Raw genomic sequence first — 11,326 nt, 5'->3', positions numbered from 1 at the left:
TCTTCGTGTTGGCCTTGCGGGGAGAAACTTACGCCGTATTAGTGGTTTACCTGGGGGCGTGGGGCCTGGGGGGCGCGCCCCCGAGGCCGCACGGGCTTTGCTCCGCCCCACTCCTCGGGTTCGAACGGACGTACCACGGCTGGCTATGCTGCCGTACGAGCTGCGTGGGGCCCGTGGTGCCCGCGCGGCGTACGGTGAACGGGCCGAACGGGGAGGAAACGTACATGGGGGAGAAGGACGGCGAGGCAGCCGACCTGAAGAAGCGGGCGCGCGAGCTGCGCGACTGCGCGCGGGAGGCGCGGGCGCTCGCCGCCAAGCTCGGACCGTACCTGGACGACGCGGTCAAACGGGCCACGCCCCGTGCGGCCAACCTGTGGTCCGGCGGCGGCCAGGACGTCATCTGGCAGGGCCCGTTCGCGGACCAGTGCACCACGGCCCTGCGCGGCCACCGGCAGTCGCTGAACGGCATGGGCACCGCGCTGCTGGCCGACGCGACGCGCTGGGACAACCAGGCGAACGAGCTGGACCGGCAGGCCACCGCGAAGGACAAGGCCGCGGCCGGGACGGGTGGCAACTGATGACGTTCAGGGGCTTCGACGCCGTCAAACTGACGACGCTCGCCAAGGACCTCGACGCCCTGGGCCAGAACTCCGGGCGCCTGCACACCCAGCTCGCCGCGGTCCTGACCACCGCCCAGCAGAACCTGCCCCCCGGGCAGCAGGCCTCGCGCAACGCGGACCTGCAAGGACTCGTCGGCGACCTGATCCCCATGCCGTTCTTCGGACGCCGGAGACTGCCCGGTGCGCTGGGCAGCGAACTCAGCGACATGCAGGCGTCGATGAAGCGCCGCATCACGCAGCTCGAAGGCCTCCAGGAGCTCGCCCGGCAGGGCTACCCGGTCAGTGACGGCCTGCTCTTCCTCGACGAGCCGGCGCCCGACGCCAAGAAGATCGACTCCGCGCTGCGCCACCTCCAGGAGCTGCAGGGCAAGGACTTCGGCATGAACGGCAACCGCGACGACCTGGAGAAGGTCTCCGGCGAGCTGGACGGGCTGACCGCCGGTGAGCTGGACGCCGTGATAGCCAAGGCCTCGCCCAAGGACCTCGCGTTCTTCAACGCGCTGGTCACGTGCACCGACGACTCCGGCTGGACCCCGTTCGACCACAACGGTCTGGCGGAGAGCCGGCTGCGCCAGACCCTGGGCGGGATGCTGGCGAAGATCAGCCCGGAGAACATCGGCAAGTTCCAGACGGCGTTCCCCGGCATCCAGCCGACCTTCACCAACTCCGCCGCCTACAAGGAGGGCGGCAACGACCAGAACGGCCAGACGAACAGCGGCATCCACTGGGCCACGCCGTCGGATCCCCTGTTCAACCACGGTGTCTCCGCCGACGACGTCAACCAGCGCCAGTTCGGCGACTGCTGGTACGTCGCCTCGCTGGCCGGACTGGCCCAGAAGGACCCGCAGTTCATCCAGGACGGCATCAAGCAGAACCCGAACGGCACGGTCAGCGTGCGGGTCTGGGACAAGAGCGGCAAGGCCCAGTGGATCACCATGACCGCGGACCTGCCGACGGACCAGAACGGCAACCCGATCAGCTCCTACGGCAACGGCGAGACCTGGCCCGCGTACTACGAGAAGGCCTTCGCGATCGCCTACGGCGACTCCGGTGACGGGGAGCGCGGCTACGGCGCCATCGAGGGCGACGACCCGAAGAAGTCGGCGCCCTACCTGACCGGCAGGGAGGGCGAGGACCTCGAGGCGGGCGGCTTCTTCGGCCTCGGCGCCCACGAGGACAAGGACCTGTCCTCGCTGAAGAAGGCCTTCGACTCGGGCAAGGTCCTGACCGTCTCCACCCCGGCCGACGAGAGCCTGGCCAAGAACCACCCGAAGGAGTGGGAGCCCTCGTACTGCACCAACCACGCCTATTACGTGCGCGGGTTCACGGACGACGGCAAGATCATCCTGGGCAACCCCTGGGGCACCTCCGGCTACAAGCCGATCGTCGTGTCCCAGGCCGACTTCAACAAGTACTTCCAGAGCCCGGAGGCTTTCGATGTCCCCTGACGGCCCCCCGCAGGTGAAGTACCCCTTCGAGTTCGACGGCCGGTGGCCGCTGCGCTACCACGTCCCGTACGCCGTCGAGTACGAGGGCCGGACCCACATGGTCCTGGCCGACCTCTTCGCCGAGCCCTCCGTGCACGGCCAGATCAAGGTCAGCTGCCAGGGCGAACTCGTGGCGCGCCACGACGACCTCACGCCCGGGGACACGGTGGAGATCACCGGGGACACCTGGCGCGTGACGGAGGTCGAGTACCGCAAGCGCGTGGTGCTCACGCGGGTGACGGACGCCGCACACCGCGAAGCGACCGACGAGGACCACGAGGAAGAGCACGAGGAAGACCATGAGTAAGGTGCGACGGATGCGCGGGCCGGCCGTTGGACGTGCCGTGATCACCACCACCGCTGCCGCGCTGCTGCTGTCGGGATGCGGCACGGGCGGCGGGGACGGCGGCGAGGACCGGCAGCCGACCGCGGCTCCGTCCGCAGCCGTGGCCGACAAGGGGCCGGTCTGCGTCGGCGAGGCGTCCAAGGACGGGGTGCACCTCCTGCGCGGGGGCGGCTTCCGGCTGCCCGGCAAGGGCGGGGTGCAGTACACCGGCGCGGGCGCCGACGGCACGGGCCGCACCGCGGTCCTGCGCGAGGGGGCCACGTACGAGGAGGGGCAGCCGGAGCAGACCGTCAGGACCGGCCAGCAGGTCACCTACGCGGGACACGCCTACACCGTGGCCCAGATCTGCTCGTACCGGGTGGTCCTGGAACCGCAGGACGCGGCGGACCGCACCGCCCTCGCCGCGGCCCCCGCCTCGATGAAGTCGGCCGGTGGCGCCGCGGACGACGGGCTGTGCTTCACCAACAACCCCGAGGTGCTGGCCGCGGCGTCGAAGGGGTTCCCCGCCGAGGGCGCCACGCAGTCGATCGTCGCCAACGGCGGTGTGACCCGCTTCCCCACCGGCCTGTCCCTCACGGTCTCCGGTGTCGACCCGGCCGCGGGGACGGCCCACTTCAAGGGCGTGTGCGCGGCCGTCATGGTGGCCGACTACGCGGACGTCCGGGTCGGCGACACCGTGGAGCTGGCGGGTGTCCGCTTCGAGGTGTCGGAGCTGACGAAGCAGGCGGTGCGCCTGCGGCGCACCGCGTAGAGCAGCTGGCTCAGGCGGGTCCGGCCCCTCGGACCGGACCCGTCTGGGGCTCCTGCTCCTCCGGGACGAAGGCGGCCCGCAACTCCTCCTTCAGGGAGCGCTGGAAGGCCGTCACCAGGGCCTGCACCACCATCGGCTGCATGTGCGCGGACAGCGCCTTCATCGCCTCCACCCGCTCCGGATCGCTCTCGCCCTCCGTGAACGGCCCCCACACCTCGTCCCGGAACAGTGCGGTCAGCTGGTGCGCGGCCGTCCGTGCGTGCTCCATCAGCACCTTGCGCGCGACCAGGATCGTCTCGTGGGCGATCGGTACGTCGAGCAGCGCGACCCCGAGCCGCAGCAGTCCCACGTCCACCCGGAACCCCTCCGGGGCGGGCGCCAGTACGTTCATCGCCGTCAGCCGCCGGATGTCGTTCTCCGTCAGGGCCCGCCCGGCCCGCTTCTCCAGCTCCGCGTGCGAGGCCTTCAGCGCCGCGTCCGGGGCCCATGTCGCCACCAGGGCCCGGTGGATGGCCAGATCGTGCGCGCTCAGGTCGTCGGGGAGGGCGTCGAGGTAGCGCTCGATGGCGGACAGGGTCATGCCCTGGTGCTGCAGCTCCTCGATCAGCGCCAGCCGCGACAGGTGCTCGGGGCCGTAGTGGCCCACTCGACGGGGTCCGATCACGGGAGGGGGCAAAAGGCCGCGGGTGCTGTAGAAACGTACGGTGCGGACGGTCACGCCCGCCCTGGCGGCCAACTCGTCGACGGTGAGCGTCGGCTCCGGTGCCTGGGTGGTCATGGGCTCTCCGACTCGCTCTCTGATCGGCGCGTTCTTGGATCGGAACAGTTCGACCGGCGCGGTTCGATCGACACAGTTCGTGTTCAACAGTATTGCTGTCGCACCAACGATGTGAAACGGCAAGGAGCTGCCCGTGCCCACGAACCTGCGACTGCCCTCACCTCCCGACGAGCTCGTCCTGCCCGCCCTGCTCGCGCGAAACGCCGCCGAGCACGGCGATCTGCCCGCCCTCTCCTGGCGCGAGGGCGACGGCTGGTCCACCCTCAGCTGGTCCGACGTGCGCCGCAAGGTGGCCGTCCTCGCCTCCGGTTACGCCGCCCTCGGCGTCGGCCGCGGCGAGCACGTCCTGCTCATGATGGGCAACCGCCCGGAACACTGGCTCACCGACCTCGCCCTCGTCCACCTCGGCGCCGTCCCCGTCACCGTGTACGGGACCTCCGCGCCCGAGCAGATCGCCCACATAGCCCGCCACAGCCGGGCCCGGATCGCCGTGGTCGAGGGTGCCCGGGAACTGGCCCGGTGGGAACCGCTGCTGGCCGACCCCGGGGTCCCGCTGGAGCGGCTGGTCGTGGCCGAGGCCGCCGAGGCGGGCCCGCACCGGACCTACGGCTCCCTGCACGCGAGCGGCGCCCGCACCTACAGCCCCGACGCCTTCGAGAAGGCCTGGCAGGAGGCGCGCCCCGAGGACCCGCTGACCGTCGTCTACACCTCGGGCACCACCGGGGACCCCAAGGGCGTGCGCCTCACCCACCGCAACATCATGCTCCAGGCGGTCCGGCTCGACCGGCACGTGGACCTGCCCGAGCACGCCGAGCACATCTGCTACCTGCCCTTCGCGCACATCGCGGAGCGGGTCCTCGGCATCTACCTGCCGCTGCTGCGCGCCGCCCACGTCCGGCTGTGCGCCGACCCGGCGGCCGTGTCGGTCGCGGTGCGCGAGCTGCACCCGGTGCAGTTCTTCGGCGTCCCCCGGGTGTGGGAGAAGCTGGCCGCCTCCGTACGGGCGGTCCTCGGGCGGCTCCCCGAGGAGCAGCGGCTCGCCATCGAGGCCGCGAACGACCTGGCGCGGGCCCGGGCGGCCCACCGGGAGCGCGGGCGCGAGGTCCCGGCCGCGCTCGAAGCCTCGTACCGGGCGGCCAAGGAGCGGGTGCTGGACCCGCTGCTCTCCCTGGCGGGGCTGGACCGCCTGGTCTGGACGGCGAGCGCCACCGCGCCGATGCCGATCGACGTGGTCCGGTTCTGGGCGGGCTGGGGGATCACCATCATGGACGCCTGGGGGCTGACGGAGACCTCCGGCGTGTGCACGGTCAACAGCCCGGACGGCTTCCGGCTGGGCTCGGTGGGCCGCCCGATCGAGGGGCTGGAGCTGAGGCTCGCGGCCGACGGGGAGATCTTCACGCGCGGAGAGACGGTCTTCGGCGGCTACCTGCTCCCGGACGGCTCGGTGGACAGCGCCGCCGACGGGGAGGGGTGGTTCCCGACCGGTGACGTCGGCCGGCTCGACGAGGACGGGTTCCTCTGGCTGACCGACCGCAAGAAGGAACTGATCATCACCTCGAACGGGAAGAACGTCTCACCGGCCCTGGTGGAGAACACCGTCAAGGAACACCCGCTGATCGGCCAGGCGCTGGTGCACGGCGACGGCCGCTCCTACCTCGTGGCCCTCCTCGTCCTGGACCCGGAACTGGCCCCGGCCTGGGCGGCGGCCCGCGGCATCGAGGCGGCGACGCCCGCGGAGCTGGCCGCGCACCCGGCCGTCCGGGAGGAGGTCGCGCGGGCCGTCGAGGCCGCCAACTCCCGGCTCAACCGCACCGAGCAGATCAAGCGCTACCGGTTGCTGACCGAGGAGTGGGGCCCGGAGTCGGGGGAGCTGACCCCCTCGCTGAAACTGCGCCGCCGCGTGGTCCGGGAGAAGTACGGGGCCCTGATCGACGGGCTGTACGAGGGGCCGGGCGACGGCGCGGAGTAGGCCCGCGCCAGGATTCGTACGAAAAGACGTAACCCGGACGGCCCTGTCCGGTGAGCGGACGGACGCTCACCGGACAAGGGTGAGGGGATGTGGATATGTATTGAATTCGCCCCTTCGCCCGGCAAGGGCGGCTGACCGCCCATGGGTGTGCTGCGCGACCACCCCGAACTCGCCCTCTTCCTCTGCCTGGCGGTCGGCTACCTCGTCGGCAAACTGCGCGTGGGCCCGATCACCCTCGGCGGCATCTGCGGCACGCTGATCGTCTCGCTGCTGATCGGCGCCTGGGCCGAGATCGAGATCGACGCCGACGTGAAGACCATCTTCTTCGCGCTCTTCATCTTCGCCCTCGGCTACATGGCCGGACCGCAGTTCTTCGCCAACCTCAATCGCAAGAGCATGCGCTTCTTCGCGCTCTGCTTCATCGAACTCGCCAGCGTGCTCGGCCTCGCCTACCTGCTGGCCAAGGTCTTCGACCTCGACGTCGGCACCGCCTCCGGCATCCTCGCCGGCGCGGCCACCGAATCCGCCGTGGTCGGCACCGCCACCGAGGCGATCGGCAAGCTGCCCGACCTGACCGCGGACCAGATCTCCACGTACCAGGGCCACGTGGCCACCGCGTACACCGTCTGCTACCTCTTCGGCCTGGTCACCATCGTCATCTACACCAGCCAGATCATGCCGATGCTGCTCCGCGTCAGCCTGCGGGACGCCTCGCGCGAACTGTGGGAGAGGATGCGCGGCGGCGGGGGAGGCGGGCTCGAGAGCGACGAGCGCGAGGCACTGCCCGGCCTCGTCGGGCGGACCCACCTGGTCACCCACGCCGACGGCCGCACCGTCGGGGACCTGGAAGCCGGCTTCGGCGGCGGGGTCACCGTGGAGGCCGTCAAACGCGGCTCCAAGAGCCTCACCCCCGCCCCGGACCTCGAACTCACCCTCTCCGACCTGGTCCTCGTCGTCGGCCGGCGCGCGGACGCCATAGCGGCGGGCCGGGTCATCGGCCCCGAGACCCCCGGCATCCCCGGCGTGGACACCCCGCTCGCCACGAGCCAGATCGCGGTGACCGACCCGTCCGTCTCCGGGAAGTCGATCGCCTCGATCGGCCGGGAGCACCCGGAACTCAGCCGCGGCGGCGTGTACGTGACCGACGTGCTCCGCGGCGAGCAGCACCTGCCGGCCACCCCGGAGACCGTCGTCCAGCGCGGCGACGTCGTCACCCTCGTCGGCGCCCGCGCGGGCCTGGACCGGATCGTCGCGAAGATCGGCACGGTGGCCAGGAACGACGCCACCGACTTCATCTACCTCGGCCTCGGCATCGCGCTCGGCTCGCTGATCGGACAGCTCGTCGTCCGCGTCGGCGGGGCCCCGCTCTCGCTCGGCACCGGCGGCGGCTGCCTGGTCGCGGGCCTGTTCTTCGGCTGGTTCCGCTCCCGCCGGCAGACCTTCGGCGCCTTCCCGCCGCAAGCCGCCACCACCATCAAGGACATGGGGCTCGCGGTCTTCATCGCCTGCACCGGGCTCACCTCCGGCCCGCAGGCCTGGCCCCTGCTCAAGGAGTACGGGGCCCTGCTGCCGTTCGCCGGGATCGCGATGGTCCTCGTACCGGCCACGCTCTCGCTGGTCGTCGGCCGCAAGCTCCTGAAGATCGAGAAGCCGCTGCTGATCGGCGCCATCGCCGGACAGCAGTGCTCCACGCCGGCCATCACCTCGGTCACGCAGGTGGCCCAGAGCTCCGTCCCGATGCTCGGCTACACGATCACCTACGCCCTGTCCAACTTCCTGCTCCCGCTCACCGGGCCGATCCTCGTCGGCATCCTCGGCGCCTGACCCCACCCCCGCCGCCTCTCACCAGGACGGTCACCCCCCATGATCGATTTCCTCAACCGCAACATCTTCCATCCCCATCCCGAACTGCTCGTCTTCATCACCGTGGCCTTCGGCTTCCTCGTCGGGAAGCTGCGCTGGAAGGCCATCGGCCTGGGCGCCGTCACCGGCTGCCTCGTCGCGGGCCTCGTCTTCGGCGCCCAGTTCAAGATCACCATCGACGGGACCGTGAAGAACCTCTTCTTCACGATGTTCCTGTTCGCCCTCGGCTACAAGGTCGGCCCGCAGTTCTTCCGCGGCCTCAAGAAGGACGGCCTGCCCCAGGTCCTCAACGCCGTCGTCGTCTGCGTCACCGGCCTGCTGGTCTCCTGGGGCTTCGTCACGATGCTCGGCTACGGGCCCGGGCTCAGCGCCGGCTTCCTCGGCGGCGCGCTCACCCAGTCCGCCGTCATCGGCGTCGCGCAGGACGCGATCGGCAACCTGCCCGGGCTCAGCGGGGACCAGATCAAGGAGCAGCAGAACCTGGTCGCGGTCGCCTACGCCGTCACCTACCCGCTCGGCACCATCCTGTGCGCGCTGCTCCTGGCCAACGTGCTGCCCCGGCTCTACCGCCGCGACCTCGCCGCCGAGAGCGTCCAGCTCGCCAAGGAGCTCGACGCGCCCGCCGACAACCCCGATCTGCACGAGGGGTACTACGAGATCGTCCTGCGGGCCTACACCATCCAGCGCCCCGACCTCGTCGGCCGGACCATCGACGACTTCGAGCACCAGCAGAAGGCGCTCGGCCACCGGATCTACCTCACACGGGTCCGGCGGGACGGAGCGATCCTCGACCACACCCAGCAGACGGTGCTGCGCGAGGGCGACACCGTCGCCGTCAGCGCCCTGCGCGGATCGCTCGTCGACTTCGACGCCCGCACCCACATCGGCCCCGAGACCGACGACGTCGAACTCCTCGGCTACCAGACCGAGACGCTGCACGTGGTCGCCTCGGAGAAGGCGCAACTGGGCAAGACCATCGCGGAGCTGCGCGCCGAACCCTTCATGGTCGGGGTCTACGTCGACAAACTGTTCCGCTCGGGCGCGGAGTTCCCCTACCGGCTCTCCACCGAGCTGGAGCGCGGGGACACCCTGATCCTCTCCGGCCCCAAGCGGCTGGTGGACCCGGCCGGGCAGGCCATCGGCAAGCCGGTCCCGACCAGCTTCGCCACCGACATGATCTGGGTCGGCCTCGGCATCTTCCTCGGCGGCTGCCTCGGCATCCCGGCGCTCACCGCGGGCGGGGTCCCGATCTCGCTGTCCACCTCGGGCGGCGCGCTCATCATGGGCCTGGTCTTCGGCTGGATCCGGGGCAGGTACCCGACGTACGGCAACGTCCCGCCCGGCGCCCAGTGGTTCATGGACACCCTCGGGCTCTGCCTCTTCGTCGCGGTCGTCGGCCTCAACGCCGGGCCGAGCTTCACCAGCGGACTGTCCTCCGCCGGCTGGGGGCTGCTGCTCTTCGGGGCCGTCGCCACGCTGATCCCGCTGCTGGTCGGCTTCCTGGTCGGCCACCACATCCAGAAGATCCGCTTCCCGATCCTGATGGGCGTCCTGGCCGGCGGCCAGACCACCACGGCCGCGATCGGCGCCGTCAACGAAGAGTCCAAATCCCAGGTGCCGACGCTCGGTTACACGATCCCGTACGCGATCAGCAACGTACTGCTGACCATCTGGGGCGCCGTCATCGTCCTCCTCCACCACTGAACACCCGCTGAACACCCGCGACGCAAAGGAACGAACACCGTGCCGGAGACCACTTTCAGCCGCGAGGAGATCCAGTCCTTCGCCCAGCTCAGCCCGTTCGAGCTGAAGGACAAGTTCATCCAGCTCGCCTCCGCCGCCCAGGCCGACAAGCCGGGGCAGAAGGACACCACCGCGCGCGCCATGCTCAACGCGGGCCGCGGCAACCCGAACTGGATCGCCACCGGGCCCCGCGAGGCCTTCTACGCACTGGGCTACTTCGCGCTGGAGGAGTCCCGGCGGGTGTGGACCGCCGACAACCTCGGCGGGATGCCGGAGAAGAAGGGCATCGGGGAGCGGTTCGAATCGTGGGCCCGCCGCCATCCGGACCTGCCGGGCGTGGAGATGCTCGCAGCCTGCGTCCAGTACGCGCTCTCGCGCTGGCCGTTCGACAAGGACGCCTTCGTCCACGAGCTCACCGACTCCATCACCGGCGACAACTACCCGGTACCGGACCGGATGCTGAAGCACGCGGAGCAGATCGTGCGGGGGTACGTCGCCGACGAGATGTTCGACAAGCGGCCGCCCGAGGGCAACGACCTCTCCCTGTTCGCGACCGAGGGCGGCACGGCCGCCATGTGCTACATCTTCGACTCGCTGATGAAGAACGGGATCCTGAAGAAGGGCGACAAGATCGCCCTGATGACCCCGGTGTTCACGCCGTACATCGAGATCCCCGAGCTCGACACCTTCGAGTTCGAGGTGGTCAACGTCTCCGCGAGCCTCTTCGCCGAGACCGGGGTGCGGCAGTGGCGCTACCCGGAGGAGGAGGTCGCCAAGCTGGCGGACCCCTCCGTGAAGCTCGTCTGCCTGGTCAACCCGAGCAACCCGCCCTCGCTCTCCCTGAGCGACCGGGTGGCGAACCAGATCAAGGACATCGTCGCCACCAGCAACCCGAACCTGCTGATCGTCACGGACGACGTGTACGGCACCTTCGTGCCCGGCTTCCGCTCGATCGCCGCCGACCTGCCGCGCAACACCCTGCTCGTGTACTCGTACTCCAAGCACTACGGGTGCACGGGCTGGCGGCTCGGTGTCATCGGCCTCCACGACGACAACGTCGTCGACGAGATGATCGCCGCGTTCCCCCAGGACCAGAAGGACCGCCTCGCCAAGCGCTACGGCACCCTCACCCTGGAACCGGAGAAGATCCGCTTCATCGACCGCCTCGTCGCCGACTCCCGCTCGGTGGCCCTCAACCACACAGCGGGCCTCTCCCTGCCCCAGCAGACGATGATGACGCTCTTCTCGCTGTTCGACATGCTGGAGGAGGGCCAGGCGTACAAGGAGCGCATCCGCCAGATCGTCCACCGCAGGCTCGACCTCCTGCTGGAGGGCGCCCAGATGAAGATCTCCGAGGACGACCGGCGGGCCGGCTACTACATCGAGCTCGACCTGCTGGCCGAGGCGGAGCGGGTCCACGGCAAGGACTTCGCGGACTTCCTGGAGAAGAACTACGAGCCGGTCGACCCGCTGTTCCGCCTCGCGGAACAGACCTCGGTGGTCCTCCTCAACGGAGGCGGCTTCGACGGCCCCGAATGGTCGGTCCGCGTCTCCCTGGCCAACCTCGACGACCTGGACTACCTGAAGATCGGCCACCACCTCCGCGAGATCTTCCAGGACTACGCGACCGAATGGGAACGCGCGAAGGCCTCCGGCTGAGCGTCCCCGCCCCACCCCGCGCCGAGGGCGCCCGCCGGATCGCGGCGGGCGCCCTCGGGTCGGATCAGCGGCCGATCAGGGGGTAGTGGTCGGACAGGTTGGTGTAGGTG

Annotated in this window: 9 protein-coding genes; 8 read left to right on the top strand and 1 reads right to left on the bottom strand. The window is 70.3% G+C overall.

Features of this window, described 5'->3' with window-relative positions:
* The first annotated feature begins 224 nt into the window (after positions 1 to 224).
* From ACWGDE_RS29890 to ACWGDE_RS29875, 4 genes are read left to right on the top strand one after another with little or no spacing between them, the layout of a single operon-like run.
* The gene (locus ACWGDE_RS29890) at positions 225 to 578 is read left to right on the top strand and encodes a hypothetical protein (RefSeq protein ID WP_453392153.1); all 354 of its coding nucleotides are present in this window, start codon (positions 225 to 227) and stop codon (positions 576 to 578) included.
* Positions 578 to 2,068, top strand: coding sequence for a C2 family cysteine protease (locus ACWGDE_RS29885; protein WP_453392152.1), 1,491 nt, complete (start codon positions 578 to 580; stop codon positions 2,066 to 2,068). The genes ACWGDE_RS29890 and ACWGDE_RS29885 overlap by 1 nt, the downstream gene beginning before the upstream one ends.
* Positions 2,058 to 2,414, top strand: coding sequence for a DUF6406 domain-containing protein (locus ACWGDE_RS29880; protein WP_453392151.1), 357 nt, complete (start codon positions 2,058 to 2,060; stop codon positions 2,412 to 2,414). The genes ACWGDE_RS29885 and ACWGDE_RS29880 overlap by 11 nt, the downstream gene beginning before the upstream one ends.
* Positions 2,415 to 2,424: 10 nt before the next feature.
* Positions 2,425 to 3,204, top strand: coding sequence for a hypothetical protein (locus tag ACWGDE_RS29875; RefSeq protein WP_453392154.1), 780 nt, complete (start codon positions 2,425 to 2,427; stop codon positions 3,202 to 3,204).
* Positions 3,205 to 3,214: 10 nt separating this feature from the next.
* Here ACWGDE_RS29875 and ACWGDE_RS29870 read toward each other — a convergent pair whose 3' ends face one another.
* Entirely contained in the window at positions 3,215 to 3,982 is a 768-nt protein-coding gene (locus tag ACWGDE_RS29870; protein ID WP_453392150.1) for a MerR family transcriptional regulator, read from the bottom strand.
* A gap of 133 nt (positions 3,983 to 4,115) precedes the next feature.
* On the opposite strand from ACWGDE_RS29870, the gene ACWGDE_RS29865 reads away from it, so the two are divergent.
* The 4 genes from ACWGDE_RS29865 to ACWGDE_RS29850 all read left to right on the top strand — a co-directional run bounded on the left by ACWGDE_RS29865 (position 4,116) and on the right by ACWGDE_RS29850 (position 11,216).
* Complete coding sequence (locus tag ACWGDE_RS29865; RefSeq protein ID WP_453392149.1) at positions 4,116 to 5,951, top strand: AMP-dependent synthetase/ligase; 1,836 nt, start codon at positions 4,116 to 4,118, stop codon at positions 5,949 to 5,951.
* 141 nt (positions 5,952 to 6,092) lie between these two features.
* On the top strand, positions 6,093 to 7,775 hold the full coding sequence (gene aspT, locus ACWGDE_RS29860; RefSeq protein WP_453392148.1) for an aspartate-alanine antiporter: 1,683 nt from the start codon (positions 6,093 to 6,095) through the stop codon (positions 7,773 to 7,775).
* 39 nt (positions 7,776 to 7,814) lie between these two features.
* Complete coding sequence (gene aspT, locus ACWGDE_RS29855) at positions 7,815 to 9,518, top strand: aspartate-alanine antiporter (protein WP_453392147.1); 1,704 nt, start codon at positions 7,815 to 7,817, stop codon at positions 9,516 to 9,518.
* 39 nt (positions 9,519 to 9,557) lie between these two features.
* Entirely contained in the window at positions 9,558 to 11,216 is a 1,659-nt protein-coding gene (locus tag ACWGDE_RS29850; protein ID WP_453392146.1) for a bifunctional aspartate transaminase/aspartate 4-decarboxylase, read from the top strand.
* Positions 11,217 to 11,326 lie beyond the last annotated feature (110 nt).

The sequence above is a fragment of the Streptomyces sp. NPDC054956 genome (assembly GCF_053609185.1).
The sequence above is the reverse complement of the archived record's forward strand: the minus strand, read 5'-3'. Positions and strand labels throughout refer to the sequence as shown.

Coding starts and splice junctions, on each gene's coding strand:
- ACWGDE_RS29875 (WP_453392154.1), top strand. CDS start 2,425: ATGCGCGGGCCGGCCGTTGGACGTGCCGTGATCACCACCACCGCTGCC.
- aspT (WP_453392147.1), top strand. CDS start 7,815: ATGATCGATTTCCTCAACCGCAACATCTTCCATCCCCATCCCGAACTG.
- ACWGDE_RS29885 (WP_453392152.1), top strand. CDS start 578: ATGACGTTCAGGGGCTTCGACGCCGTCAAACTGACGACGCTCGCCAAG.
- ACWGDE_RS29890 (WP_453392153.1), top strand. CDS start 225: ATGGGGGAGAAGGACGGCGAGGCAGCCGACCTGAAGAAGCGGGCGCGC.
- ACWGDE_RS29870 (WP_453392150.1), bottom strand. CDS start 3,982: ATGACCACCCAGGCACCGGAGCCGACGCTCACCGTCGACGAGTTGGCC.
- ACWGDE_RS29880 (WP_453392151.1), top strand. CDS start 2,058: ATGTCCCCTGACGGCCCCCCGCAGGTGAAGTACCCCTTCGAGTTCGAC.
- aspT (WP_453392148.1), top strand. CDS start 6,093: ATGGGTGTGCTGCGCGACCACCCCGAACTCGCCCTCTTCCTCTGCCTG.